Source organism: Nonomuraea sp. NPDC003560 (assembly GCF_042878785.1).
Classification (GTDB): domain Bacteria; phylum Actinomycetota; class Actinomycetes; order Streptosporangiales; family Streptosporangiaceae; genus Nonomuraea.
The window spans coordinates 15,260-40,429 of sequence record NZ_JBIAOF010000009.1; the positions used below are offsets into that span (position 1 = coordinate 15,260).

Consider the following 25,170-nt stretch of genomic DNA (forward strand, 5'->3'; position numbering starts at 1 on the left):
GACGCTATTCGCCGAGCCGCCACACGACCGGCACGCCCTGCGTTCCCGCCAGCCTGGCCTCCTTGCGCGCCAGCCCCGGTGTGGCGCCCTCGGCGACCAGCACGCCCTCGGGCGACAGGGCGGCCCACATCCCGGCGGGCGCGTCGGCCACCTCCAGGGCCCGGTTCACCTCCAGCGCGCGGTTCACCTCCGGCCGGGCCGGGGCGGGCGTCCGGCGGGCCTGCCACCGCCGCCAGTACAGCCACTGCACGACGATCAACGGCCCGAGCACGGTCAGCAGCGGCAGCAGCCGGCCATGGGACAGGACGAAGGCGATGGACAGAGCCAGCAGGACGGCCTCCAGGCCGGCGGCACACCACGCGGCCGCCTTCCCGTACGCCCGCAGCGCCACCACCGGCCAGATCGACAACATCAGGCAGTCGCCGAGCCCGATGAGGGCGGGATCGTCGCCATAGGAGGAGGCCAGCACGGGCGCGAACGGCAGCCCCTGCATCCGCTGGACGAAGTCGGCGGTGAGCGACGTCAGCCCGGTGGCCAGCGTGTCGTACAGGGTGAGGGCGGCGGCCAGCGCGGCCACCTGCGCGGGCGTGATCGCCGCCTGCACCCACATGTTCACCACGCCGACGACGAGCAGGATCAGCAGGGCGTCGTTGATCACAAGGAGCGCGGGCGGCCATCCCAGCGCGAAGGCGGTGACGTCGGCGGCGCACAGGAGCAGGGCGGCGATCATGCCCCACCGTCCGCCCAGCACGGGGGCGAGGGTGAGCTGGGTCAACGTCAGCACCACGAGCCCGAAGATCGACACGACGACGCCCGTGGGCAGGTGCAGGTACGCGAACGGCATCACGACCAGCGTCACCACCATGACCGCGATGTCCGCGCCCACCATCCGGCCGACCGGCGGTCTGGGCATGACGTAACGGCGCAGGTACGCGGCGGTGAGCGCGACGGCCGCAGCGACGAGGGCGTACAGGGCGAGCACGTACGGGGTCATCACAGTCCTCGCTCGAAGCTGATCTCCAGCAGGTCCGTGCGCAGCCGGCAGGGCGTGGGCAGGTCCTCGGCGGTCTCGACCAGGACGATGCCGGTCAGGGGCAGCCCGTGGGCGCGCTCCTCCAGCCGGCCGAGCAAACCCTGCTCGGCCTTGCCAGCGACGACGTACAGGACGCTGTCCTCCAGGGCGTACCGGGTGGGCAGCGGCAGCCCGTGCTCGGCCTGCAGCAGGTCCAGCACGTCACGCGTGGTCAGCCCGCCGGGCGACCTGCGGCCGAGCACCCGCGAGGTGGCGGGCAGGGCGGCGAGGGCGCACGTCGGGGGCTCGGCCAGAACCTGGACGAGGTCCCCGGTGACGTACCTGAGCAGGAGCGTGGTGTCGCGAAACGTGGAGTACGGCGTCACGACGATCGTGCCGACCTCGCCGGGAGCGGCGGGGGCCAGGGTCTCGGGGTCGAGTATCTCGACCAGGCCCTGGTCGGCGGACAGGTGCAGATGACCGTCGGGGCAGACGCGGCCGGACACCGGGGCGATCTCGGTCATGCCGTACCCGTCGCGGACCTCGGCCCCGAACGCGTGCTCCGCCCGCTCGCGCAGCGCGTCGGTGAGGACCTCGCCGCCGGACCAGATGGTGGTCAGCGCGAAGTCGGCGGCCCGCCAGCCGCCCCGCTCGGCCTCCTGCACGAGCGCCGCGAGGTGGGAGGCCGGCACGTTGAGGTGGGACATCTGCGCGCGCTTGCCCGGTACGTGCAGCGGAGTGGCCAGCCGGTCGAGCGTGGCGGCCGGGTCGATGGTGCCCAGGTGGGCGAACACGGCCCCGGTACGGGTGACGGCCCGTTCGGTGAGGATCTGCGCGACGGACCGCGAGCTGCTCGCGTTGGCCCACACGTCGTCCGTGCGCACGTTCCCGGACATCATGAGCGAGAGCGCCGACAGGCACGACAGCAGCTCGATCTCGTAGGCGGAGAACCACACCAGCGTGGGCGTGCCCGTCGTGCCCGTCGTGTGCGCGAGCACGGATGGCTTGGCCAGGTCGGAGACGAACGCCGCCGGCCTGCCGCGCAGGTCGGCCTTGGAGGTGGGGGCGATCGAGGACAGGGTCTGCGGGGTGATCGAGGCCGGGTCCACGCCGTGCTCCGCGAACCAGCGCCGGTAGTAGGGGCTCTCCGCCGCCGCGTGGGCCACCGTGCGCCGCAGCCGCCGCCGGGTGAGGTCCTCCTGAAGCTCGGGGTCGTTGCCCGCGATCAGGTCGTCGGCGCCCTCGCCGGGCGAGCCGAACGTCTCCAGCGTCTCGCGCATGTCGTCGACCAGCGTGTAGACGTCCCGCAGCCGGAACCTGCGCCCCGACATCATCGACCAGGCGTAGCCGAGCTGGCGTACCGCGGTGCCGAACACGCCGCTTTCCTCCCGTCGTGGTGTCCCCCGGGAGAAGGCTCCCGGGGGATCACTCGCTGTTCGTCAGACCTGCAGCCCGAAGATGGCGCTGGACAGGGTGCTGACGGCGTACTTCGCGTAACGACGGGCGGTCTTGACCATGACGAACTCCCAGTTCTTCAGGGGGCGCACCGATCGCGCCCTCTGCGATCAAGAGTGGGAGCCGCTGCCAGAGATCCCCTACACAGTCGCTACAAAGTCATTACAAACAGCTGGTCGCGGCCCTGTCCGCGCTACAACACCAGCGGCCTGCAGCCTGTCGGCGGGGTTGCGTTCGACGATGTCCATGGCGATCCCAGGCCGGCGCCATGAGCGACGACCGTGTTCTCGTGGGCTGACCGAGGGGTGCGCGGCCTTCCCTGCCGTGAGGACCGGTAACACTACAAACCCGCACGATCACATGACGACATCACCGATGGAGGCTCACGTAGGCACTCTCAGGGGCTCCAGGGCGGCCAGGACGAGGTCGAGGCCGAAGGTGAACTCCTCCGCCGGGTCGTAGCCGGCAGCGGCGAGCACCGCGGCGGACTCGTTGAGGTAGGGGAACTCGTCAGGAGGAAGCTGGGGCAGGAAGACGTCCTCGGTCATGTCCGCGAACTCATCGGCGGTGTCGAACGGCAGGCTGGCTTCCTGCAGGGCGAAACCGTAGACATAGCTGTCGAGCAACCAGTTGGCGTGCGTCGCCATCAAGACCGGGAAGCCGGCCCTGCGCAGGCAGGCGGTGACCGCTTCGCGGTGGCGGAGGTTCGCGGGCCCCGGCGATGTCCGCGACTCCATCAGGCCGATCGCCCACGGGTGGCGTGCGAGAACCTGCCGGGCGGATACCGCCCGGCAGCGCATCGCTGACTGCCAGTCGGCCTCTTCGGGCGGGAGCTCGATCTCCTCGAACACGACGTCGATCATGGCGTCCAGCAACTCTTCCTTGTTCGCCACGTAGTAGTAGAGCGACATCGCGCCCGCGCCGAGCGCGCCGGCCAGCCGGCGCATGCTCAGCCCGTCGACCCCCTCGCGGTCGGCGAGCCGGACCGCCTCGACCACCACCCGCTGCCTGCTCAACGCCGCGTCTGACGCCCCCTGGCGTTGTTCCCTCGCAGACACGGGTCTCCTCTCACTCGCTCGAACGGCTTGACAATCGTCCAGCGCACCGTCATGGTACAGCGTACTACTTGTAGTACAGCGTACGACGTACGGTGTACGAACCGGCCGGAGTCGCAGCTCGGACGTGAGGAGGCTTGTGGGAATCGAACAGCGGTCGAGTGCCGGAGCACGCCTGGCGCCGGGGGCGAGTCCGGCCGGGGCGACGACGATGCGGGCCGCCGACCAGCACCGTTACGGCCTGCCCTGAGCGCTCGAGTCGTCCGCGGTCCGCGCTACCGCTGCGCGGTCGAGGCGATGTGCTCGTCCAGGTGGGCGCGGCCTCGGTACATCCCTGCCGCCACTCCGGCGGAGGGACCGCTCCTCTCGAAAGAAGAACCGATGACCACCCGAACGAAAGCCGCGAACCTGCTCGACAACCGGCCGGTCCCCGTGCACGCCCAGCTCGCCGCCGCATGGACCAGCTTCATGTTCCTCTACATCTACGTCGACTACTTCCACCTCCACAAGCCCGGCGTCATCGACAACCTCCGTGCCGGCGTCGTCTTCGAGTTCGACATCAACCCGACGTTGTTGACCATGATGCTCGCGTCCGTGGCGATCCCGGCCCTGATGGTGATGCTCTCCATGACGCTGCCCGCCCGGCTGAACCGCGCCACGAACCTCGTCGTCGCATCGCTCTACATCCCCTACTCGGTGTTCAACGCGGTAGGGGAGTCCTGGGCCTGGGCCCCCTTCTACGGCCTTTCCATCGGAATCGAAGTGCTGCTCCTGGCCTTCATCGTGCGCTCCGCCTGGACATGGCCTCGAACCCCCGCCGTCCCGGCCGGTCCCGCGACGACCGACCTTCGACAGTAGGCGTCCGTGTGAAGCCCTACCTCGCTACCGCAGGCGTCCGTCTCGCTTGGCCTCTTGCGCGTCAGTCCGACAGCCAGCGCAGCTCGTGCGCCAGGGTTTTTGCGACGGCACGGATGCGGCGGTGAAGCGGCGACTGCTCGCGCGGGAGGACCAGGTGGATCGTCAGGCTGGGCGCGCCCCGCAGCGGTCGCCAGGTGAGACCGGCCGATTGTGTCGTGACCGCGGCTTCCCCGGCCGGGGCGAGGGTGACCCCGTCGCGCAGGTCACGTTGAGACATGTCGAAGGAGACCGCGGGCGTGTGGAATCGCGGGTGTGCTCGGGCGTCTCGGAACAGTGCGGACAGCTGATCGTGGATCACGGGGTTGGCCGCACGGTCCGGGAGCCGCAGCGGATACGCGGCCGCGTAGGCGATCTCGATCTCCGGTTGTTCGGCCAGCGGATGGTGCTGCGCCAACTGGACCCCGACGCGCATGCGCCGCAGCAGGAACCGGCGCACGCCACGGCCCGGCTGTTCACCGCGGGTGATCCCGGCCTCGATGCGACCGTCGGCGACCGCGGGGGAGATCTCCGGTGTCGCCATCGGGACCGCGCTGACCTCGAGCCCGCTGTTGCCGCGAATCAGCCTGTCCACCAGGGCCGGTACCGTCTCGGCCCCGGTGCTGAGGCTGTAACCGATGCGCAGCGTGCCCAGTTCGCCGGCCGCCGCGCTCCGGGCGGTGTCCCAGGCTCGGTCCAGCGCCGCCAGCGCGGGCGGCGCGGACTCCGCCAAGGCCGCACCGGCCGTGGTCAACACGACGCTACGCGTGTTGCGGACCAGCAGGGCCGTGCCGAGTTCCGCCTCCAATCGGCGCATCCGGGCGCTGAGGGCGGGCTGTGCGATACCGATCCGTGCGGCCGCGCGGGTGAAGTTCAACTCCTGCGCCAGCACCAGGAAGTACCGCAGGCTCACCGTGTCCGGCGCCACGTGCCCTCCCTGCCGATTGATAACGATCCGTTCTTAGTCTATCCAGAATCGATCTTTCCCTTGGCCGTACATCGGGCCCTAACCTGCGCATATGACGATTCAACCGGCCACAGCACCCGTCGCCGGGATCGATCGACTTGAGTGTCAATTCGAAGTCGGACGTGTCCGGCCGAACACAGGAGGTTTCCATGGCTAAGGGCTACTGGGTCAGTGTTTACCCCGCCATTTCCGATCCTGAGGCCCTGACTGCCTACGACAAGCTGGCCGGTCCGGCTGTCCAGGCTGGGGGCGGGCGCAACCTGGCCCTCCTCCCGTCCCGTGGCGGTCGAGTCGTCGCCCACGAGGCCGGAATCACGCAACGTGTGGTTCTGATCGAGTTCGACAGCTTTGAACAGGCCGTCGCGGCATACGAGAGCGAGGCTTACCAGAAGGCGCTGGTGGCATTCCCCGACGGCGTCCAGCGCGACTTCCGCATCATCGAAGGCATCGACTGACAGTGAGGTTCGCCGGGCGCCGACCCGGTGCCGGCGGGCAAGCTGTCGGCGCCGGCTCGCTATGGGCCGGTCTCCAAGGCGCCGACAGCCTTCAGCAGTCCCCGGCGATTCGCGGACTTCGCGGACAGGCCCCGACGCGCGCCCGCGATATCCGGCCACACCTGCACGGCATGCCCGGATGACCGCGGTGGCCGGCGGCTGTGTTTCCGGCTTCAGGTCAGCCCCTCCAGGCCTGGAGGGGCTGACCTCTTGGGGCTTGGTCGGAGTCAGACGGTGGTGGCCAGCCAGCCGATGGTTTCGCGGGCGTGGTGTCCGTCGCTCTTGGTGGCGCCGGCGAGGATCTCGTTGATGCGGATCCGGAAGCCCTGCGGCGTCACGTCCGCGATTCTGAGGCCGGGGGTCTCGGGTCCGTTGAAGGTCTGGACGAAGGGGATGACGATCACGCGTGCCCCGGCGGGGAACGGGGTCGGGAACGTCACGTGGGTGAAGGTGGAGGTGTCGCCGCCGGTGGTGGCCACAGGGTGGGTGGAGTCCAGGTCGAGGATGCCGGTTTGGATCATGCTCATGCGGGGGCTCCTTGTGGTGAGAGTACGGCTCCGGGTTTCGCGCTATGTGATCACAATCCCGATGCTCGCTACTGAACGTACATATTTGAATACTGCATGTGATGTGTCGGGGCAGTGAGGAATGCCTGCCTCTGTAGGCTCACGCCCGATGCGGGCGTCGCCCACGGCCAGGCAGTCCCGCTGAGCACAGCGGGCGACAGTTCCCCGCCGCCGGGTTCGGTCCGGGCGTTCGGGGAGAAGTCCGACGCTTCCCGCCGCGATGACATGGCGGGACCTTCGCCGCCGAGCAGTATGGTCCCCAGCCGTTTCGCCTCCGGGCGTCGGCGCTCAGACCGCGCTCACCCAGTGCGCCATGATCCCGGTACGCCCATCGCCACCACGATGCGTCTCTTTGAGTATTCGTTCAACTCCGTTCTGTATTCGAGAGAAAGGCCACTGTCCCTCTGGCCGCATAAGCCCCACTACGGGTGCCTCACGGAGCGGAGGGCTCCTTCTCGCCGAATCGTCTTCAAATCGCTCATGCAGCGCCAGTAGGTTGAGCAGAGCCTTGAGCGGGCTGCGTCGCATGGTGCCGGTCAGGGGCTGAGCACGATCTTGCCGTGGGTGTGTCGGCGTTCGAGTTCGGTGTAGGCCTGGCGGACCTGCGTCAGCGGGTAGACGTTGGCGATCGGGACTTCGAGGTGTCCGTCGGCGATCAGGGCGGCCAGTTCGGCGAGTACCTCAGCACCCGGCCTGGCGTTGGTTCCGGGTTCGGTCTTGACCCCGTACCTCGTGGCCGCCGCGAAATCGGCGATGGTGTCGATCCGCTCGGCGGCGACGCCGAGGGCAAGGGCCATTTCGACGTACCCGCCGCCGTAGGCGTCGATGAAGGCGTCGATGCCGCTCGGTGCGGCGGCCTTGATCCGGTCGATGACGCCGTCACCGTAGGCGACCGGGATCACGCCGTGTGTTCGCAGCCACCCATGGTTGTGCTCGCTCGCCAGGCCGATGACCGTGGCTCCGGCCCGGCGCGCGAGCTGAACGGCGAACGAGCCGACTCCTCCGGCTGCCGCGGAGACGACGACGGTCTCCCCGATGTCGAGTCGTACGGAATGCACTGCTCTCCACGCGGTCACTCCGGCGACGTACAGGCCGCCCGCAACCTCCCATGAGACGCCGTCCGGCTTGGGGGTGAGGTTGTCGACGTCGACCAGGACCAGCTCGGCCTGTGCTGCCCGCCGCTCGGAGAACCCGATCACCTCGTCGCCGACCGCGAATCGGTCGACTCCGGCGCCGACCTCGGCGACGATCCCGGCGAGGTCGCTGCCCTGCCCGGACGGAAAGGTCGAGGGAAAGATGTCGGCCATCGCGCCGGTGCGTATGGCCGCCTCACCGGGGTTGATGCCTGCGGCCTTGACCCGCACGAGGACCTGCCCGCTCCCGGGCGACGGACGGTCGACCTCGTCGACCCGCAACACCTCGATTCCACCGAACTCGTCGTATCTGACTGCCTTGGTCATTGTCTTGCTTCTCCTGTGGCGCGATGCGCTTCCGGCGTCGAGAACGGGAAGGTGTTACCAGGGCACGCTTCCGGCGTCGTCGAAGAATCCGCCGGTCGGTCCGTCGTCGGGCAGGGTCGCGAGGCGAATCGCGATGGCCGCACCCTGTTGTGGCGTGCGGACGCCTTGGAAGCCGTTGAGGTCGGTGGCGGTGTAACCGGGGCAGCCGGAGTTGATCAGGATGTTGGTGCCGCTCAGTTCCTTGACGTATTGGATGGTGAGGGCGTTGAGGAAGGTCTTGGAGGCCAGGTAGGCGGCGGGAACCGGGCCCATGTCGATGCCCGGTGTGGTTTGCAGCGCGAGTGAGCCGACGCTGCTGGACATGTTGACGATCCGCGGTGCCGCCGAGTCGCGCAGCATCGGCAGCATCGCGTTGGTGACCCGGATGACGCCGATCACGTTGGTCTCCACGACGGCTCGCACGGTCGCGGGCTCGACCGTGGTCGGTGTCTGTGGCATACCGCCGGTGATCGCGGCATTGTTGACCAGGACGTCGAGCCCTCCGGCCTGGACGGCGATCAGCTCGGCCGCGGCGGCGACGCTTTCATCGTCGGTGACGTCGAGGGGCACGCCGAACGCATCGATCCCGTCCGCGCGCAGCTTCTCGACCGCGCTGTCGCGGCGATGTCCGTCCCTCGCGCCCACACCGATTCGCCAGCCAAGGGCGCCCAGCCCTGCGGCGACCTCGTATCCGATTCCCTTGTTCGCGCCGGTCACCAGCGCGATCGTCCGTTCGCTCATGCCGTCGATCATGTTGCGGACTCGGGCGGGGCGTCCAAGACCGGTCAGGTGGACGGCGATACCGCACGGGTATCGGCCGTGGTCAGCGCTGGGTACGATGAGCCGGTGGAGACCCGGGAGTTGCGATACTTCGTCGCCGTGGCCGAGGAGTTGCACTTCGGACGGGCGGCGCAACGGCTCTCGATGGCGCAACCACCACTGTCGCGGGCGATCCAGCAATTGGAACGGCGGCTCGGAGTCGTTCTGCTGCACCGCACCGCTCGCGCCGTCGCCCTGACCGAGGCCGGGTCGGTGCTGCTACGGGAGGCCCGGCTCGCGCTCGACGCGGTCGAAGCCGCCGAGCGCCGCACCCGCCGGGCCGCGGCTGACCAGCCCGGTGTGGTCCTGGCCACCAAGGCCGGAGCGTCCAGGGAACTGCTGGCGAAGCTGCTGCACGCGTACGCCGCCGAACCGGGCTCGGTGCCGGTCGAGGTGATGCTGTGCGGGCCGGGCGAGCCGGAGGGCCTGCTGCGCACCGGACGTACCGACGTCGCTCTGCTCCACCGGCCTTACGACACGACGGCCGGACTCGACACCGAGGATCTGCACACCGAACAGCAGGTCGTGGTCCTGCCCAAGGGGCATCCGCTCGCCAACCGGGCGTATCTGTCGTTGGCCGAGGTCAAGGCCCAGACGGACCTGCCCCTGCCGCGCTGGCCCGGACGGGACGGCGGCCATCCGGACGGCCCCGGCCCGCAGGTGCGCGACCATACCCAACTGTTCCAACTGATCGCGCTCGGGCTGGCCTGCGCCGTCGTCCCCGAGTCGCTCCGAGAGCAGCTGCGCGACGACTACGCCATCGTGCCGGTGCCGGACGCGCCGGCCGTCACGACCGTCATCGCCTGGCCGCCACACAGCAGATCCAAGGCCGTCGCCGACCTCGTCCGCACCGCGACACGCCTATGGTCGGCGGCCTAGTTCGAACGTCGCAATCCAAGCGGGTCCACGGATGAGGACCTCCGACTCTCATGCAAGCGTTCGAGCGCGAGACTGCATGGAGCGAATGACGGCGACGAGGTGGAGGCCGCGATGCGGGCGGCCCTCGCCGGGCGCCGCCCCCACGAATCAGGCGCGGACCTCGCGGCGCGGTCCATGATCACTGCACTGGCTGCCCGCCGCCCCGAACGCGCCCGCGCCGCATATCACCTGCTCGACGCCACACCGGCACTGCAAGCTCGCATCCACCAGTTGGTGTGGCGCGACCAGGAGCACGTTGTCGAAGCCCTGCTGACGGGGGTGCCTCGGACTCCCGAGGCCGAGCTCCGCGCGCGTGTCATCACCCACGCCGTCACCGGGACGATCCGCGTGGCGGTTGTCGCCTGGATTCGGTCCGGCCAGCGCAGCACCGTCGTCGCCCATTGCGAACAAGCTCTGACCTTCTTGCGCGAAGAGCTTGCTCACTGACGGGGACTTCCGCAAAGAGCGTGACAATCACGACGCGACTGCGGATGCGAACCATTCGGAGTCCGACGCCGCCCGTCCCCGCGCGGATGGCTCTGCGGTCGCCTCCCGTCGAGGCCCTCAGCGGCGTCGTGAGGGTGGCGTCCCGCGCGGGCGGGCCGTACTGCTTGCCTCAGCTGAACGCCGCGGCGTTGCGGGCCGCCCAGTCGGCGTAGGTGTGGGGCTCGTCGCCGGTCAGTTCGCGCACGGCCGGTGACACGTCCGCGGCTCTGCCGACGAACGAGGCGAACAGCGTGAGCATCGAGTCCACGACCGGCGCGGGGGTATGCGCGATCATCTGCTCGCGCGCCTGCTCGGGAGACAGTTCCTCCAGGCGGAGGTCGCGGCCCAGGACCTCGCCGAGGATCCGTACCCGGTCGGCGGTCGTCAGCGAGGCGGGCCCGCTCAGCTCGTACGCCTTGCCCGCGTGCCCGTCGTCGAGCAGCGTCCGCGCGGCCACCGCGGCGATGTCGCGTTCGTCGATCGGCGCGGTGGCCGCCTCGGCGAACGGGGCGCGCACCACGCCGCCGTTCTTGACGCCGGGCGCCCACCGCAGGTCGTTCGCCATGAACGCGCCGGGACGCAGGAACGTCCACGGCAGCCCCGCACCGGCCACGGCCCGCTCGTACTCGGCGTGCGCGCTGCCCAGCACGCCGGCCTGCTTCATGGTCACCGCCAGCGCGGACAGCAGCACCACGTGCCCGAGGCCGGCCCTCGCGGCCTCGCGCAGGAAGCCGTCCACCTGGCCGGCGGCCGGGAGCAGGAACGCGCGGTCCGCGCCCCGCAACGCGACCCGCAGGTCCTCTGCCTGCGACATGTCGGCCTTGATGACCTCCACGCCGTCGGGCAGCCCGGCCCGCTCGGGGTCGCGGCTGATCGCCCGGACCTGCTCGCCCGCCCCGAGCAGCAGATCCACCAGCTGACGTCCGACGTTTCCCGTGGCGCCTGTCACCAGAATCACGTCTACCTCACTTCGGATATCCGAACTGTTTGGATATGGGCACTGTAACCTGTCACCGTGACGGACCCCGTTTCGCCCCCGCGACTGCCACGCCCCGAGGAGGTCAGGGAAGCCCTCGGCTTCGTACCCCTGGTGGAGGCGTACTTCCGGCGGGCCCAGGCCGAGATGCCGGACCGGATGCGGGAGATCTTCCGCAACCACGGGCTCACCGGGAGGCACGGCGCGGTCATCCCGCAGCTGACCGTCGAGTCGTCGCTCAGCGTGAGCGAGCTGGCCGACAGGATGGGCGTGTCGCTGCCGACCGCGAGCGAGCTGGTGGGCGACCTCAGCCGGGCCGGCCTGGTCGAACGCCGGGAGGATCCGGCCGACCGCCGCCGCACCCTGGTGTCGCTGGCCCCCGACCATCGGGCCATGGTCGAGGGGTTCGTCGCCCTGCGCGCCGCGCCGCTGCTGCGCGTTCTGGACAACCTCTCGCCGTCGGACCGGCAGGGGTTCGTGGCAGGGCTGATCGCGTGGGCGCACGAGGTGCGCAACTGGTGACGCCGGGTCCGCGACGGGACCGGGCTCGGCGCTATGACGGGGACGGGGTCGCGCAGCGGGTGGCGAGGCCGTCCAGGAGGCAGTCGAGGCCGAACGTGAAGCGGCGCTCGCTCTCGCGCTCGACGTCGATCTCGCCCGTGGCGGCCATCCGGCCGGCCAGCGTCGGGTGGCGTTCGGCGACCTGGCGCAGGTAATCGGCCGCCTGCTCGTCCCAGCCGGACCCGGTCCCGCTCATCCGGGCCAGCGTGTCGCGCCAGGCGACCTCCGCGATGACCGCGCCGACCACGTGGTCGTTGACGGCGGCCATGGCGGCGTCGAGGTCGGAGCCGGCGAACCCGGCGCTCTCCAGCAGGCGCAGCCCGGTTTCGGCCAGGGCGAGCGCGTTCGGGCCGAGGTTGGGCCGCACGGTCAGCTCGGACAGGGCCCACCGGTGGCGCAGCAGCATGGCGCGGTTGCTGCGGGCCAGCGCCGCCAGGCCGTCCCGCCAGCCGGAGGTGCCGGGGCCGGCGCGCACCTCGCTCAGCACGCGGTCGAGGGCCAGCTCCAGCAGGTCGTCCTTGGTGTGGACGTACCAGTACAGCGACCCGGCGGTCACCCCCAGCTCGGCGGCGACGCGGCGCATCGACAGCCCGCGATGACCCTCGGCGTCGAGGACGGCGACCGCCACCTCGACGATCCGCTCGCGGGTGAGCTGACGGTCGCGCGGCGGCCGCTCGGGACGCAGCCACACGGACCCGCCGGAGGACTCTGACGACGGCACGCGATCACCCTACCCGCCTTGACGTCGCCTTCCATTCCCTTATACAACGTTCAAGAGTATTGAACACCGTTCAAGGAGGGGCCGGATGCCGGCCTTGATGTTCCGCCCGAACGGCCCACTGCCGGGCGACGTGCGCGTGACCGCGCTCGGCCCCGAGTCCGGGCCGCCGGTGATCTTCGTGCACGGCTCCACGAGCTGGGGCGACGACCCGGTGTACGGGTTCGCGGCGCAACGCCCGCTGGCCGCCCGGTTCCGGTTGCTGCTGATGGACCGCCGCGGCTACGGCGGCAGCCCGGACGCCGGGGACAGGTTCCCCGGCGACTACCTGGCCGACGCGGACGACGTCGCCGAACTCCTCGGCGCGGGCGCGCACCTGGTCGGCCACTCCTACGGCGCCGTCGGAGCCATGATCGCGGCGGCGCGGCGGCCCGAGGCGGTGCGCTCGCTCACCTTGGTCGAGCCGGGCAGCTACCAGGCGGCCGCCGACCACCCCGCCGTGGCCGAGGCGTTGCGCGCCAACCGCGCCGCCTACGCCGACCTCCCCGACGTGACGCCGGAGGAGTGGCTGCGCGCCGCCGCCGGCTCGACCGGCATGCCCGAGCCAGGCACGGGCGAGCGGCGGTTGCGCGCGGCCGCCACGGCACTGCGCGAACGCGTCTGCTGGGAGGCGGGCCTCCCGCTGCCGGCGCTGCGGGCGGCGTGCTTTCCCAAGCTGGTCGTCTCGGGCACCTGGGAGGGCGCGCCGGGGCCGTACCGGGAGCGCGGCGGCGTCCCTCTCATGGCCTGCGCACGGGTCACGGCCGAGCGGATCGGCGCCCGGCACGAACAGGTGCCGGGCAGCGCCCACTACCCGCACGTCGAGGCGCCGGAGCGGCTGAACGCGCTGCTCACCGCCCTCTGGTCCGGCGCCTGACTGCCCCGGAGAGCGTCACGGGAGAGGCCCGTCAAGCCAGGAAGAACGTGGCCAGCGTGCGGGCGACCAGTGCGGGGTCGTTCTCCATGGGGATGTGACCGGCCTCGGGGACCCGCACCAGCGTGGTGTTCGGCACCTCGTCGGCGAACCGCTGCGCGTAGCCGACCTGCTGGAAGGTGTCGTCCTCGCCCCACACCAGCAGCTTCGGCGCGTCGCAGGCGAGCAGGGCAGGCATCAGGTCGAGGGTGTAGCGGCTGTCGGCGGCGCCGGCCAGCGCCATCCAGGACCGTCCCACGCGTGGTTCGCGCCACGGGTCGAGGTAGTCGTCCATCTCTCCTTCGGTGACAGGCCGGGCCAAGGCGGTGGTGACGGCCACGCGCCGGGCGGCGAGCAGGTCCTCCACGGTGGTGGCGGCGACCACGGCGGGGTCACGGTAGCGGGCCACGCCGGGCACCGGCCAGGAGTCGTAGCTCACCGAGTTGACCAGCGCCAGCCGGGGAACCGCCAGCTCGCCGCCGGTCAGCAGCTGCTGGGCGACCGCGCCGCCGATGTCGTGCCCGGCCACGCCCGCGGGCGCGTCCATGCCGAGCGCCGCCGCGAACCGCGTCACCCAGGCGGCCAGCGCGGGCACGGTGGCCGTCTCCAGCGTCAGCTCCCCTTCCGAGCGGCCCAGGCCGGGGAGGTCGACGGCGACCGGCCGCAACCCGGCCGCGGCCAGGTCGTCGAGCACCGGCAGCCAGACGCGGCTCCAATACGTGCCGTGGAGCAACAGGACCTGCGGGCCGTGCTCGCCCGCCGTCAGATAGCTGGCCGTACGGCCGTCGACGTCGATCGTCATGCGTGTGGACATGGCCATAACCATCGGGGAATGGATCACCGCCGGTCAAATACCACTTAGGGTATGGCCCTATGACGTTGACGCAGCTCCGAGCGCTGATCGCGGTGGCCGAGCAAGGCGGATTCACCGCGGCGGCGGACCTGCTCGGCATGTCCCAGCCCGCGGTCAGCCGCGCTGTCGCCGCTCTCGAACGCGAGCTCGGCGCACCCCTGTTCGTCCGTCACACCGACGGCATCGCCCTCACCGAGGCCGGGCGGCGCGCCCATCTTCGCGCCCGCGAGGCTCTTCGCCACTTCGACCTGATCCGCGCGGAGGTGGCGGCCGCCGCCGGTGAGGTCACCGGGCCGCTCCGGCTGGCCAGCCTGCCCAGCGCCACCGGCACCCTCATCGCCCACCGGTTGCGGACCTTCACCGATCGCCACCCCCAGGTCCAGGTACGCCTGTTCGAGGGGGCCGACGACGACGTCCGCGGCTGGCTGCGCGGTGGCGCGGCCGAGGTCGGGGTGGTCACGCTCCCCGCCCCCGGCCTGCACACGATCCCGCTCAGCACGCACGAGATGGTCGCCGTGGTGCCGGCCGGCCATCGCCTGGCGGGGCAGGAGACCGTCCACATCACCGACCTGGCCGGGCAGCCGTTCATCCTCACCACGGCGGGCTGCCGTCCGCTCATCACCGACGCGGCACGCCAGGCCGGCGTCCGGCTCGACGTCGCCTACGAGGCCGGCGGCCAATCGGCCATCCTCGAAATGGTGGCCGCCGGCCTGGGGGTCAGCATCGTGCCCACGCTCGGCCTGCCGGCCCGGCTCGGACCGGTCACGACCAGGCCGCTCGAACCGCGCCTCACCCGGACGCTCGCCCTGGCCGTCCTGTCGCCGAGCGACTGCGGACCCGCCGTCCGGGCTTTCCTCGACCTGGCCGAGCAATGATCTTCGGCAGGGTCGGGGCCTGACGGCGCTCTCCTCCTCATCGTGATGCGACGATGGTTGCGGTGCGGACGAATGCCGCGAGTGCGGGTGCCCGGCCTCCTTGTGGCCAGGCGAGGACGAGGGTGGTGGGCTCGGCGTCGGTGACCGGTACGCAGACCAGGTCGTCGCGGAGCTGGCCGCGTACGGATGCGGGCACCACGGCGACCGCGCGGCCGAGCGCGATGAGCTGCAGGAGCTGGCCGACGTCCCGTACGGACAGCTCGTTCGAGGTGTCGGCCGACCAGTGGGGCATCGTCTCACCGGCCAGGTCGGCGAGGCGCACGCTCGCCCGGCCGGCCAGGCGGTGACTCCGGGGGAGGACGACGACCTGGTCCTCGGTCAGGAGTTCCGCGAAGTCCAGACCGGTCAGGTCGGTGTTCGAGCGGTGCAGCAGGCCGACGTCGGCGCGGCCGTCGCGGATCATCCCGGCGCGCTCGTGGGCCGAGCACAGGACGATGTCGACCGGGACCGCGTCCCGCTCGGCATCGTAGGCGGCCAGGATGCCGGGCATCAGGCCGCAGTCACCGCCGGGTTTCATCGCCACGACCAGCCGCGAGACGGGCCGGGCCGCCCGCTGGGCGCGTCGCACGGCTGCGTCGACCGCGTCCAGGGCCCGGCGGCTCTCGGTGAGGAACACCTCGCCGGCCGGGGTGAGCGCGACCCTTCGGCTGCTGCGCTCCAGCAGGGTGACGCCCATCCGGCGTTCCAGCCGGCCGATCGCCCGAGACAGCGGCGGCTGCGCGATGCCGAGACGCTCGGCCGCCCGGCCGAAGTGCAGTTCTTCGGCGACCGCCACGAAGAACGCGAGTTCGCGGGTCTGCAAGCGATCCATACCCTGAGGGTATCGGCGGAGACTCAGCCGGGCATTGTCCTGCCGTGGCCCCCGGTGGTGAGGTCGTCCCCATGACGGACAGCACGATCGCCCTGATCACGGGCGCGAACAGAGGGGTGGGGCGGGCCGTCGCCCGCCGGCTCGCGGACCGCGGCGCGACGGTCCTTCTCGGCTCCAGGGATCTCGCGCGTGGCGAGGAGGCGGCCGAGGCGCTCAGGTCCGGCGGCGGTGACGTGCACGCCATCGTGCTCGACGTCACCGACGCGGCGACGATCGCGGCGGCCGCCGACCGGATCGGCGACCGCTTCGGCCGGCTCGACGTGCTGGTCAACAACGCCGGAATCTCCGGCAGCCCCGGGCCCACGGAGCCGGCGGCCGCCGACCTCGACCTGGTCAGGCGGGTGTTCGAGACCAACTTCTTCGGTGTGATCGCGGTGACCAACGCCATGCTGCCGCTGCTGTCGCGGTCGGCGGCGGCCCGCATCGTCAACGTGTCCAGCGGTGTCGGGTCGCTCGCCCGCATGACCGATCCGGATCACTACATGTCCCGGCTGGCGGGGCACGCGGCGTACCCGCCCTCGAAGACGGCGCTCAACTCCTTGACCGTGCAGTACGCCAAGGACCTTCGGGAACGAGGCATCCTCGTCAACGCCTGCACCCCTGGTCCCTGCGCGACGGACTTCACCCGGCACCTCGGCCTCCCCGTCACCCGCACGGCCGACGACGGCGCCGCGATCGTGGTCCGGCTGGCCACCCTGGACGCGGACGGCCCGACCGGAGGGTTCTTCGACGACGACGGCGTGGTGCCCTGGTGACCGGCTCCGCCGAGCGCCGCCAGGCGGGCGGGCGGCCGTAGCCTGGCGTTCATGATCGAACGAGTGCGGGTCGCGGTGGTCGGCGTCGGTAACAACGTGTCGGCGCTGGTGCAGGGGATAGCGCTGTACCGGGCCTCGGGGAGTGTGGCCGGGCTCCGGAGGCCGGTGCTGGAGGGGCTGGGCGTGGGCGACGTCGACTTCGTGGCGGCCTTCGCCACCTCGCCGGAGAAGATCGGGCGGGACCTGTCCGAGGTGATCTTCCTACCGCCCAACAACTATCCGAAGATCACCGGTGAGCTGCCGCCCACCGGCGTCACGGTGTCCAGGGGAATCACCGACGCCGCCGACGACGCCGAGGTGGACCGGGTGGCCGGGGAGCTCGCCGGAGCGGAGGTCGTGCTGTATGCCGCTCCCAGTGGCCGGCCGGAGACGGCGCGCGCCTACGCGGAGGCGGCGCTGCGGGCGGGGGCGGCGTTCGTCAACACCACCTCCGACCCGGTGGCCCGCGATCCGCAACTGCTGGACCGCTTTGTCACGGCCGGACTGCCGCTGCTGGGCGACGACCTGACCAGCCAGTTCGGCACCTCGGTCGTGCACCACGCCCTGCTGCGGCTGCTGGAGGAGCGCGGGCTCTCCCTCACCAGCTCTTACCAAGTCAATCTGGGCGGCACGGACGACTTCCGCAACCTGGCCGAGAACGGCGAGACCAAGATGCGCTCCAAGCTCAACGCCCTGGCCTCGGAGAGCGAAGCGCCCGACCGGGTGGAGGTCGCTCCGCTGGGATACCTTCCGCACCTGAAGTCGCACAAGGTGGCGCACATCAACATCGAGGCACAGGGCTGGGGCGAGACCACGGTGTCCCTGGACGTGAAGTTGAAGGTGCACGACCCCAGCGGCGCCGCCGGGGTCAACATCGACCTCATCCGCATGGCGGCCAACGCGTTGCGGCAGCACCGTGGCGGCTACCTCGACGAGGCCGCGCCGCTGCTCAAGTCCCCGCCCGGCACCGCCGTCTGATCCGAGGACATAAGCGGTCACTCGACGCTTCTGTCCGGTTGGGGCGGTCCTTTACCAGCCCGCGGCGCGACGGACCGGCATCCAGGCGGGAGCCGGGGTGCCGGTCAGGAAGTCGCCGACCAGCCGGACGCACAGCTCGGGCCTCTCGCGCAGCAGCAGGTGCGAGGTCCGCGGGACGACGGCCAGCTGGGCCGCGGGCAGCGTCCGGCACATCCGCAGGGTCTGCTCCAGGGTGACGATGTCGTCGTCGGCGGTCATGACCAGCACGGGGCAGGTGACGGCGGCCAGCGCGTCGAGGCTGCCGGTGAAGTCCCGGCCGGAAACTCATCGCACGTCGCACAGGGGTCAGCGGCAGACCGTGCCGGGCACGGGAAGCGTCCCGGAGATCAGGTAACGGTCGATGCTCGCGGTCGCGCAGGCGTTGCGCAGGTATGAGGTGTGCCCGTCGCCGTCATAGGTCAGCACCTGCGCCCCCTTGATGCCCCTGGCCAGGCTCTTGGCCCAGGCGAGCGGCGTCGCGGGATCATGCGTGTTCCCGACCAGCAGAACGGGCGGCGCCTGGGTGATGTGCACCGGCCGCTGCGGATTGGACGGCGGGACGGGCCATCCCACGCATCCGGTCGTCATGTCCCAGAACTCCGACGTCCCGCGCATGTGCGGGGCCCTCCGCGTGACGTCCCGGGCCCGCGTCCTGAGCTGCGGGAATCCGTTGATGCCAGGGTCGATGTCCTGGCAGAGGACCGCCCGGTAGGCCGAGGTCGTCGCAGGGTTGTCCAGCGCCTCGGCCCGCATCTGCCCGAAGAGCACCGCATCGCCCTGCTCCGCCTGGACGATGCCCCGGGCCAGACCGCCGTTGAAGTCGGGGGCCATCGTGAGCATCGCGTACGCGACGTAGCGCAGTTCGTCCGCCGTCAGCGGACGCCCGCCGGTCACCGGGATCGGCGTCTCCTCCGCCTTGCGCACCAGCGCGTCCCACACCTGCGGTACGGACCGGCCGTGCAGCTCACATTCCTGGGGCCGCTCGCACCACCCGGCGAACCTGTCGAACCCGTCCTCCACCGCCGCCGCGGCATCGCGCACCATCCGGCGCGAGCTCATCCCGTGATCGACGATCCCGTCCAGCGCCATCGCCCGTATCCGGCCGGGGAACCGCCGCGCGTACTCGGTGCCGAGCATGCTCCCGTAGGAGCGTCCCAGGTAGCTGATCTGCTCCTCGCCCAGCGCGGCCCGCACCTCGTCGAAGTCCCGTGCCACGCTCCCGGTGTCCATGTGCCGGATCAACGGCCCGCAACTCTCGCCCACGGCCCGGTTGTGCGCGACGAGCCGGTCATACTCCCGCCGCGTCTCGGGGAACTGCGTGACGGCCGGATCGTGCACCGCCTTCCCGCATGGGATCTGCTCGCTGCCGCCGACCCCGCGCGGATCGATCCCGACGATGTCGAACCGCTCGCGCAGCTCGTCGGAGAAGAAGTACGGCGCCCAGTCCCGCACCAGGTCGGCCGCACCCGTCCCCGGCCCGCCCGGGTTGTAGAACAGCGTCCCGATCCGTTGCCCGGTGGCCTTGCGTCGCGTCATGGTCAGCGAGACCTGCGGCCCGTCCGGCGTCGCCCAGTCCACCGGCACGGCAAGGGTGCCGCACTCGGCCCCGGGCTCCTTCCCGCAGGCTCGCCAGTCGATCGCGTCTGTACTGGTCACGTTCGCTGATGGGGTCGCAGCGGCCGGGGCCGCCGGGACCGCTGTCGCGATCAGCGCCAAGGCCGTGACGAGGGGGGTCCATTTCATGATCTGGATCGTCCCCCGCTCACCAGCCTCCGTCATCGGCCTTTCGGCCTGCCGCATCGGCCGAACGGACGACAGTTCATCGCGTTCGGCGGGTCTCTGTCTCGTGGCGCGATCCAGCCAGGGCGGCACATCGAGGAGGCCGGGACCCGGCTCCCAGGCCTGATTTGCACGTCGCTCAACTTATCTTTATATATAGATCACATGAGTCGAAGACCTATGCAGGAGCCGACGTTCCTGATCCTCACGGCGCTCGCAGCCGGGCCCCAGCACGGCTACGGCATCATCACGGACGTCGTGCAGATCTCAGGCGAACGGGTACGGCTGCAAGCCGGCACGCTGTACGCCGCGCTCGACCGCCTCCAGGGGGAAGGGCTGGTCGAGGCCGACCGCGAGGAGGTCGTCGACGGCCGCGCGCGGCGTTACTACCGTCTCACCTCCGCGGGCGAGGCCCGGCTGGCCGCCGAAGCGGAGCACCTGCGTCGCAACGTCGACACCGCCTCCTCTCGCCTGCGCGCCAGACTGCGCTCGGCGTACAGCCTCAAGGTCGCGACGCCTGGCCGCGAGTTCCTCGGGAGTGCATCGTGAATCTGGAGGACCGTTACCGGCGGTTACTGGCGTGGTACCCGAAGGAGCACCGCGCGCTGCACGAGGAGGAAATGGTCGCGGTCCTCCTCGCGACAGCCGCACCCGGCCGAGACCGACCGACCGTCCGCGAGACCTTCGACCTGCTGCGAGGAGCCTTCGCCATCCGGTTGTGGCGTGCCGTGGGGCCCGTCTCCCGCGGGCACTGGCGTGCCGCCTTCAACGTTGCGGCGCTTCTGGCGCCGATCTGGCTGCTCGTCCTCGAAGTCGGTCAAGCCGGCGCTCTCATGGAGATGTCGCTTCGGTCCGGAGTGGCGGGTCCGATGCCGACCTTGAGGCCACTGATGATCGCCCTGCCGTACGGGTTGATCGTTTTCCTGGCATGGCGGAACTCGCGAAGGGTCGCGGCCGCCGTGGCATGGGGCTGGGCCGTACTGTACGCCGGGCTCGTCGCCACTCCGCCCGATCTCGGCCTTTCGCCCGTCTACGTGGCGTGGGACGGCGTGCTCCTCGTGGGGGCGGGATTCGGCAGCGTGGTGCTGTTCGTCCTGCCCGCCTGCCTGGTCGCCGTGATGCTGACGTTCGCTCCCTCATCCGGTCCTGCTCCGTTGGGAGCCCGGCGGCTGGCCGGATGGGCCGCCGTCTCGCTCGTCGGCGCGGTGGCGAGCAGTCGGCTTCCCGCCTCGCCCGAGGGGGATTACCTCCTCCTTCTCGTGCTCGCGGTGGCGGCGGTCATGGCAGTGCGCTCGCCTGTCGGGCGGCGGGCGGTGTTCATCGTGTTGCCGCTCATGACCGTCACCCTCAACTGGCTGCGTTGGGTGGGGGATCCGGCGAACCTTCCAGCGGTGGCTGCGACCACGGTGGCCCTGCTGGCCGTCACGGCGTGGCTGGCCAGGACCGGCGCTCCCGCCTCCGGGCCGGCGAAGCGCCTGACAAGCGGTACGTGAGGTCGCCGGGCGACGCGCGAAGAACGCGTGGTCGCCGGCGGCACCACCGCGCTGACCGGCCCGACGTTCACGGTCACGTGCCGGCCCGGCGCCGGCGTCAGTACTGAGCCGCGGCGTCGATGCCGCCGACGATCTCGCCCTCCATCGCCCACGTCATCCGCTGAAGGCACGTCTCAGCCCGTCGTCCAGTGACGGAGCTTCTCGGGGTTGCGCACGACCCAGATGCGCTTGATCCTGTCGCCTGCGACCTCGAACGCGAACACCGTCACGATGACGCCGTCCTGCTCGGCCACCACCCCGGGCCGCCCGTTGACGGTGCGTTCCAGGTACGTCATGTTGCCGGGCCGGCGGTGGGCGATCTCGATCCAGGCGTGCGCGATCTGTTCGCCGCCCTCGATGGGGTGCAGGAAGGTGACGGCGAGGCCGCCGCCGTCGCCGATCGCCACGGCGTCGGGGTCGAGCAGGCCGATCAGGGCGTTGATGTCCTTGGCCTCCCACGCCCGCTTGAAGTCCCGGACGATGCCGGCCTGCCGGGTCGCCGGGGCCGCGGCGGGCTGGGCGGCGCGGATGCGGCGGCGGGCCGAGGAGGCCAGCTGGCGGCATGCCGCGGGGGTGCGGCCGACGATCTCGGCGACTTCGGCGAAGGAGTAGCGGAAGACGTCGTGCAGGACGAACGAGACGCGTTCGGCCGGCGTCATCGATTCGAGGACGACCAGGAAGGCCAGGTTGACCGATTCGTCCAGGGTGACCCGGTCGGCCGGATCGGAGACCGTACCGCCGTCCGCAGGTTCGGGCAGCGGCTCGGGGAGCCATTCGCCCACGTAGGTCTCCCGCCGGACCCGTGCCGAGCCGAGCAGGTTCAGGCAGATGCGGCTGGCGACCGTCGTCAGCCAGGCGCCGGGCGACTCGATGGCCTCCTGCTCCCGCCGGGACATGGCGTACCAGCGGGTGTAGGTCTCCTGCACGGCGTCCTCGGCCTCGGCCAGCGAGCCCAGCAGCCGGTAGGCGAGGTTGATCAGGTGACGCCGCTCACTGATGACCACGTCCAGGCCCGGATCGAGCCACCCTCCTGCTGACCCAACGGCATCCGGCCTGTTCTGGCTGGTCATCGTGACGGCTCCCTCGGTCGTGTCTGCCTTCTTCCTGCTCGACAAGACAGCGTGCCGGAATGTGAGGCCGATGCCGTCACCTGACGTTTCCGGGGGCTGTGTTGTCGAACTGCACGCGGACGTCCTGACCACCACGGGAGGGCGCACCAGGCGCCGCCGCCGCATACAGGTCAGCACGTCCGGACCTCGTTCGACCACGCCGCGTCGTCGCGGCCCCACCTCAGGGGAGCCACTTTGAGTCTGTTCCGGCTTGACGCCAGCATCCTTCCCGGCACCTCGGCCAGCGCCGAACTCGCCGACATCGTGGAAGCCGAATGGACCGCCGCCCACCCGGACGAGCCGGTGGTGCGCCGGCACCTGGGCACCGATCCACTGCCGTCCGACGCCTGGGCCCAGGCCCACCTCGGCGCGTTGACGCCCGAGCCCGACCGCTCGCCCGCCCAGCGCGAGGCGCTGGCGTTCGCCGTCTCGCTCGTCGCGGAACTGGCGGCCGCCGAGACGGTCCTCCTCGCTGTGCCGCTGTACAACTTCGGCGTCTCCCAGCACTTCAAGGCCTGGGTCGATCTGGTCATCGCCGGGGCGCCCCTGGGCAGCCCGGTGCTCAAGGGCAAGCCGACCGTCCTGGCCACCGTGCGCGGCGGCGGCTACGCCCCCGGCACGCCGCGCGAGGGCTGGGACCACTCCACCCCGTACCTCCGGCGCGTCCTCGCCGACATGTGGCAGGCCGACCTGACCATCGTCGAACGCGAGCTCACCCTCGCCGCCACCAGCCCAGGCATGGAACACCTGCGCGACCTCGCCGCCGGCCTCCACGTCCAGGCCCTGACCGCGGCCCGCGCCGCCGGCCGGGCGACCGCGGCCAGGCGGCTCCCGCGAACCGTTTCCCACTGACCGAACAGGAGCGACATGTCAATGGATCAGGTGGCACGCAACAAGGCGGCGTTCGCCCGGCTGCACGACGCCCAGAGCAGCGGCGACGTCGAAACCTTCGGCAGGGCGGTCGACGAGGTCGTGCACCCGGACGTGCTGATCCGCACTCCGTTGCCGATCGCCGCAACGGGGGCGGAAGCCCTCAAACAGGTGGGCGCGATGCTCCTGCACGCGTTCCCCGACCTGCGCATCGAGGTCGAGGACGTGATCGCTGAGGGCGACAAGGTCGTCCTCCGCAACACGGTCACCGGGACTCACCGGGGCGAGTACATGGGCGTCCCGCCGACCGGCAGATCCATCACCTACAGAGAGATCATGATCGTCCGTTTCGCGGACGGCCGGATCGTCGAGACGTGGGGGATCGTCGACGTCCTGGCCCAGCTGAAACAGCTCGGCCTGATCCCTTCGTGAAACGACCATCATGTTGAACGTACGTACAAGTTGTACTAGCGTTCAACATGATGAGAACGAGGGGGACCCGATGACGCAGCGACAGTTCACGCGGGCGGGGGCGCGCCAGTGGGCGGGCCTGGGCCTGCTGGCCATGCCGACGGTGCTGCTGGGGCTGGACGTGACCGTCCTGTACCTGGTGGCGCCGAGCATGGCGGCCGACCTGTCACCGTCAGCCACCCAGCTGCTGTGGATCATGGACGCCTACGGGTTCCTCGTCGCCGGGTTCCTCGTCACCATGGGCACGCTGGGCGACCGGATCGGACGGCGCCGGCTGCTGCGGGCCGGGATGATCGCCTTCGCGGCGGTCTCGGTGCTCGCCGCGTTCGCCCCCACGGCCGAGCTGCTGATCCTCGCGCGAGCCCTGCTGGGGGTGGCCGGGGCGACGCTCATGCCCTCCACGCTGTCGCTGATCTCGAACATGTTCCCCGACGCGCGTCAGCGCGCGGTCGCGATCGGGGTCTGGGCCACGATGTTCGCGCTCGGCATGGCCGCCGGGCCGATCGTGGGCGGCGCCCTGGTGGACTCCTTCTGGTGGGGAGCGCCGTTCCTGGCGGCGGTGCCCGTCGCGTTCGTCGTCCTGGCCGGGGCGCGCGCCCTGCTTCCCGAGTACGCGGCCCCGTCCGGCGGCCGGCTCGACCTGGTCAGCGTGGGCCTGTCCCTGGCGGCGATCCTGCCGGTCATCTACGCCGTCAAGCACATCGCCTCCGAGGGGCCCGGCGGCCCGGTCCTCGCCTGCGCCGGAGCGGGCGTTCTGGCCACGATCGTGTTCGTACGCCGCCAACGCCGCCTGCCCGACCCGCTGCTGGACGTGACGCTGTTCGGCAACCGGGCCTTCGTCGTGGCCCTGGGCGTGCTGCTCATCGGCCTGGCCGGGGTCGGGGGCTCGATGTACCTGGTCACGCAGTACCTCCAGCTCGTCGAAGGGCTCACCCCCTTCGACGCGGGGCTCTGGATGGGACCGCCGGCGCTGGCCATGTTCGCCGCCGCCATCGGTGCTCCGCTGGTCGCCCGGCGCTTCCGTCCCGGCTCGGTCATGGGCGCCGCCCTGGGGGCGTCCCTCGCCGGCTACGCGCTGCTCGCCACCGCGGGGCTCGGCGACGCGGTCCCCGTGGCGGCCGGCTTCACGTTCGTCTACCTCGGGCTGGGCGCCCTCGCCGCCCTGGGCACCGACATGGTGGTGGGCGCGGTGCCGGCCGCGCGGTCCGGGTCGGCGGCGTCGATCTCCGAGACGGTCCAGGAACTCGGCATCGCCATCGGCGTCGCCCTGCTCGGCAGCCTCACCACCGCCGTCTACCGCACCCGGGTGACGGTGCCCGAAGGTCTGACGCCGGAGAGCTCCGGCCCCCTCACCGACAGCCTGAACTCAACCGTGGCGATCACCGACAGCCTTCCGCCCGGGACCGTCGAGGCGGCCCGGCACGCCTTCACCGCCGGGCTCAACGTCGCCTCCCTGGTCGCGGGGGTCGCCATCGCCGCCGCCACGGCGCTGTGCCTCGCGATGCTGCGCCACGTGCCCCCGCTCGGGGCGGAGCGGCCTCGCGACACCGACGTTTGAACGATGGTC

28 protein-coding genes are annotated in these 25,170 nt (G+C 71.1%); 14 read left to right on the forward strand and 14 right to left on the reverse strand.

The genetic code is table 11. The features are described from left to right. Positions 1–4: 4 nt before the first annotated feature. The 3 genes from ACFYUV_RS31200 to ACFYUV_RS31210 all read right to left on the reverse strand — a co-directional run bounded on the left by ACFYUV_RS31200 (position 5) and on the right by ACFYUV_RS31210 (position 3,525). Positions 5–994, reverse strand: a complete 990-nt coding sequence (locus ACFYUV_RS31200) for a hypothetical protein (protein WP_387674408.1) — start codon at positions 992–994, stop codon at positions 5–7. Then, the gene (locus ACFYUV_RS31205) at positions 994–2,388 is read right to left on the reverse strand and encodes a phenylacetate--CoA ligase family protein (RefSeq protein WP_387674411.1); all 1,395 of its coding nucleotides are present in this window, start codon (positions 2,386–2,388) and stop codon (positions 994–996) included. The genes ACFYUV_RS31200 and ACFYUV_RS31205 overlap by 1 nt, the downstream gene beginning before the upstream one ends. 462 nt (positions 2,389–2,850) lie before the next feature. Further along, complete coding sequence (locus ACFYUV_RS31210; RefSeq protein WP_387674414.1) at positions 2,851–3,525, reverse strand: TetR/AcrR family transcriptional regulator C-terminal domain-containing protein; 675 nt, start codon at positions 3,523–3,525, stop codon at positions 2,851–2,853. A 378-nt stretch (positions 3,526–3,903) separates the two neighbouring features. On the opposite strand from ACFYUV_RS31210, the gene ACFYUV_RS31215 reads away from it, so the two are divergent. Further along, the gene (locus ACFYUV_RS31215) at positions 3,904–4,380 is read left to right on the forward strand and encodes a DUF6326 family protein (RefSeq protein ID WP_387674417.1); all 477 of its coding nucleotides are present in this window, start codon (positions 3,904–3,906) and stop codon (positions 4,378–4,380) included. 61 nt (positions 4,381–4,441) lie between these two features. On the opposite strand, the gene ACFYUV_RS31220 is transcribed toward ACFYUV_RS31215, so the two are convergent. After that, positions 4,442–5,344, reverse strand: a complete 903-nt coding sequence (locus tag ACFYUV_RS31220) for a LysR family transcriptional regulator (RefSeq protein ID WP_387674420.1) — start codon at positions 5,342–5,344, stop codon at positions 4,442–4,444. Between the two features lie 188 nt (positions 5,345–5,532). Between ACFYUV_RS31220 and ACFYUV_RS31225 the strand changes: the two genes are divergently transcribed. Next, positions 5,533–5,838: a DUF1330 domain-containing protein gene (locus tag ACFYUV_RS31225; protein ID WP_387674423.1), complete on the forward strand. Its 306-nt coding sequence runs from the start codon at positions 5,533–5,535 to the stop codon at positions 5,836–5,838. Between the two features lie 266 nt (positions 5,839–6,104). Here the strand turns inward: ACFYUV_RS31225 and ACFYUV_RS31230 are convergent, their stop codons facing one another. The 3 genes from ACFYUV_RS31230 to ACFYUV_RS31240 all read right to left on the reverse strand — a co-directional run bounded on the left by ACFYUV_RS31230 (position 6,105) and on the right by ACFYUV_RS31240 (position 8,695). Further along, positions 6,105–6,404, reverse strand: coding sequence for a hypothetical protein (locus ACFYUV_RS31230; RefSeq protein ID WP_387674426.1), 300 nt, complete (start codon positions 6,402–6,404; stop codon positions 6,105–6,107). Positions 6,405–6,979: 575 nt separating this feature from the next. Further along, a complete protein-coding gene (locus ACFYUV_RS31235) occupies positions 6,980–7,903 on the reverse strand; it encodes an NADP-dependent oxidoreductase (RefSeq protein WP_387674429.1) in 924 nt (307 codons plus the stop codon). A 54-nt stretch (positions 7,904–7,957) separates the two neighbouring features. Then, positions 7,958–8,695 (reverse strand): SDR family oxidoreductase, encoded by a 738-nt coding sequence (locus tag ACFYUV_RS31240; RefSeq protein ID WP_387674432.1) that lies wholly within the window; start codon positions 8,693–8,695, stop codon positions 7,958–7,960. Between the two features lie 93 nt (positions 8,696–8,788). Between ACFYUV_RS31240 and ACFYUV_RS31245 the strand changes: the two genes are divergently transcribed. Both ACFYUV_RS31245 and ACFYUV_RS31250 read left to right on the forward strand, forming a co-directional pair. Beyond that, a complete protein-coding gene (locus tag ACFYUV_RS31245) occupies positions 8,789–9,640 on the forward strand; it encodes a LysR family transcriptional regulator (RefSeq protein ID WP_387674435.1) in 852 nt (283 codons plus the stop codon). Between the two features lie 174 nt (positions 9,641–9,814). Beyond that, on the forward strand, positions 9,815–10,126 hold the full coding sequence (locus ACFYUV_RS31250; protein WP_387674438.1) for a hypothetical protein: 312 nt from the start codon (positions 9,815–9,817) through the stop codon (positions 10,124–10,126). Positions 10,127–10,295: 169 nt separating this feature from the next. Here the strand turns inward: ACFYUV_RS31250 and ACFYUV_RS31255 are convergent, their stop codons facing one another. Then, complete coding sequence (locus ACFYUV_RS31255) at positions 10,296–11,123, reverse strand: SDR family oxidoreductase (protein ID WP_387674441.1); 828 nt, start codon at positions 11,121–11,123, stop codon at positions 10,296–10,298. A 57-nt stretch (positions 11,124–11,180) separates the two neighbouring features. Between ACFYUV_RS31255 and ACFYUV_RS31260 the strand changes: the two genes are divergently transcribed. Continuing rightward, positions 11,181–11,663, forward strand: coding sequence for a MarR family transcriptional regulator (locus ACFYUV_RS31260; RefSeq protein WP_364344704.1), 483 nt, complete (start codon positions 11,181–11,183; stop codon positions 11,661–11,663). 31 nt (positions 11,664–11,694) lie between these two features. Here ACFYUV_RS31260 and ACFYUV_RS31265 read toward each other — a convergent pair whose 3' ends face one another. After that, entirely contained in the window at positions 11,695–12,423 is a 729-nt protein-coding gene (locus tag ACFYUV_RS31265) for a TetR/AcrR family transcriptional regulator C-terminal domain-containing protein (RefSeq protein WP_387674445.1), read from the reverse strand. A gap of 85 nt (positions 12,424–12,508) precedes the next feature. On the opposite strand from ACFYUV_RS31265, the gene ACFYUV_RS31270 reads away from it, so the two are divergent. Continuing rightward, positions 12,509–13,336, forward strand: a complete 828-nt coding sequence (locus ACFYUV_RS31270) for an alpha/beta fold hydrolase (RefSeq protein ID WP_387674448.1) — start codon at positions 12,509–12,511, stop codon at positions 13,334–13,336. A gap of 31 nt (positions 13,337–13,367) precedes the next feature. Here ACFYUV_RS31270 and ACFYUV_RS31275 read toward each other — a convergent pair whose 3' ends face one another. Further along, positions 13,368–14,186 (reverse strand): alpha/beta fold hydrolase, encoded by an 819-nt coding sequence (locus tag ACFYUV_RS31275; RefSeq protein WP_387674451.1) that lies wholly within the window; start codon positions 14,184–14,186, stop codon positions 13,368–13,370. A gap of 59 nt (positions 14,187–14,245) precedes the next feature. Between ACFYUV_RS31275 and ACFYUV_RS31280 the strand changes: the two genes are divergently transcribed. Continuing rightward, a complete protein-coding gene (locus tag ACFYUV_RS31280; protein ID WP_387674454.1) occupies positions 14,246–15,100 on the forward strand; it encodes a LysR family transcriptional regulator in 855 nt (284 codons plus the stop codon). A 37-nt stretch (positions 15,101–15,137) separates the two neighbouring features. Here ACFYUV_RS31280 and ACFYUV_RS31285 read toward each other — a convergent pair whose 3' ends face one another. Continuing rightward, positions 15,138–15,971: a LysR family transcriptional regulator gene (locus tag ACFYUV_RS31285; protein ID WP_387674457.1), complete on the reverse strand. Its 834-nt coding sequence runs from the start codon at positions 15,969–15,971 to the stop codon at positions 15,138–15,140. A gap of 71 nt (positions 15,972–16,042) precedes the next feature. Here ACFYUV_RS31285 and ACFYUV_RS31290 point away from each other — a divergent pair, with 71 nt between their 5' ends. Together ACFYUV_RS31290 and ACFYUV_RS31295 are read left to right on the forward strand one after the other, a co-directional pair. Next, the gene (locus ACFYUV_RS31290) at positions 16,043–16,786 is read left to right on the forward strand and encodes an SDR family oxidoreductase (protein ID WP_387674459.1); all 744 of its coding nucleotides are present in this window, start codon (positions 16,043–16,045) and stop codon (positions 16,784–16,786) included. A gap of 51 nt (positions 16,787–16,837) precedes the next feature. Continuing rightward, a complete protein-coding gene (locus ACFYUV_RS31295) occupies positions 16,838–17,803 on the forward strand; it encodes a hypothetical protein (RefSeq protein WP_387674461.1) in 966 nt (321 codons plus the stop codon). Between the two features lie 51 nt (positions 17,804–17,854). Here the strand turns inward: ACFYUV_RS31295 and ACFYUV_RS31300 are convergent, their stop codons facing one another. After that, positions 17,855–18,061 carry an alpha/beta fold hydrolase gene (locus tag ACFYUV_RS31300; protein ID WP_387674464.1) on the reverse strand — a complete coding sequence of 69 codons (207 nt, stop codon included), beginning with the start codon at positions 18,059–18,061 and terminating at the stop codon, positions 17,855–17,857. An 87-nt stretch (positions 18,062–18,148) separates the two neighbouring features. Further along, positions 18,149–19,498 carry an alpha/beta hydrolase gene (locus tag ACFYUV_RS31305; protein WP_387674467.1) on the reverse strand — a complete coding sequence of 450 codons (1,350 nt, stop codon included), beginning with the start codon at positions 19,496–19,498 and terminating at the stop codon, positions 18,149–18,151. A 288-nt stretch (positions 19,499–19,786) separates the two neighbouring features. Here ACFYUV_RS31305 and ACFYUV_RS31310 point away from each other — a divergent pair, with 288 nt between their 5' ends. Further along, positions 19,787–20,170 carry a PadR family transcriptional regulator gene (locus ACFYUV_RS31310; RefSeq protein WP_387674470.1) on the forward strand — a complete coding sequence of 128 codons (384 nt, stop codon included), beginning with the start codon at positions 19,787–19,789 and terminating at the stop codon, positions 20,168–20,170. After that, on the forward strand, positions 20,167–21,114 hold the full coding sequence (locus tag ACFYUV_RS31315) for a hypothetical protein (RefSeq protein ID WP_387674473.1): 948 nt from the start codon (positions 20,167–20,169) through the stop codon (positions 21,112–21,114). The genes ACFYUV_RS31310 and ACFYUV_RS31315 overlap by 4 nt, the downstream gene beginning before the upstream one ends. 173 nt (positions 21,115–21,287) lie before the next feature. Here ACFYUV_RS31315 and sigJ read toward each other — a convergent pair whose 3' ends face one another. Continuing rightward, positions 21,288–22,223, reverse strand: a complete 936-nt coding sequence (sigJ, locus tag ACFYUV_RS31320) for an RNA polymerase sigma factor SigJ (protein WP_387674476.1) — start codon at positions 22,221–22,223, stop codon at positions 21,288–21,290. 234 nt (positions 22,224–22,457) lie between these two features. On the opposite strand from sigJ, the gene ACFYUV_RS31325 reads away from it, so the two are divergent. From ACFYUV_RS31325 to ACFYUV_RS31335, 3 genes are all read left to right on the forward strand, one after another. Continuing rightward, positions 22,458–23,114 carry an FMN-dependent NADH-azoreductase gene (locus tag ACFYUV_RS31325; protein ID WP_387674479.1) on the forward strand — a complete coding sequence of 219 codons (657 nt, stop codon included), beginning with the start codon at positions 22,458–22,460 and terminating at the stop codon, positions 23,112–23,114. 21 nt (positions 23,115–23,135) lie between these two features. Continuing rightward, positions 23,136–23,564 (forward strand): ester cyclase, encoded by a 429-nt coding sequence (locus ACFYUV_RS31330; protein WP_387674482.1) that lies wholly within the window; start codon positions 23,136–23,138, stop codon positions 23,562–23,564. A gap of 70 nt (positions 23,565–23,634) precedes the next feature. After that, the gene (locus ACFYUV_RS31335; protein WP_387674485.1) at positions 23,635–25,161 is read left to right on the forward strand and encodes an MFS transporter; all 1,527 of its coding nucleotides are present in this window, start codon (positions 23,635–23,637) and stop codon (positions 25,159–25,161) included. Positions 25,162–25,170: the final 9 nt, after the last annotated feature.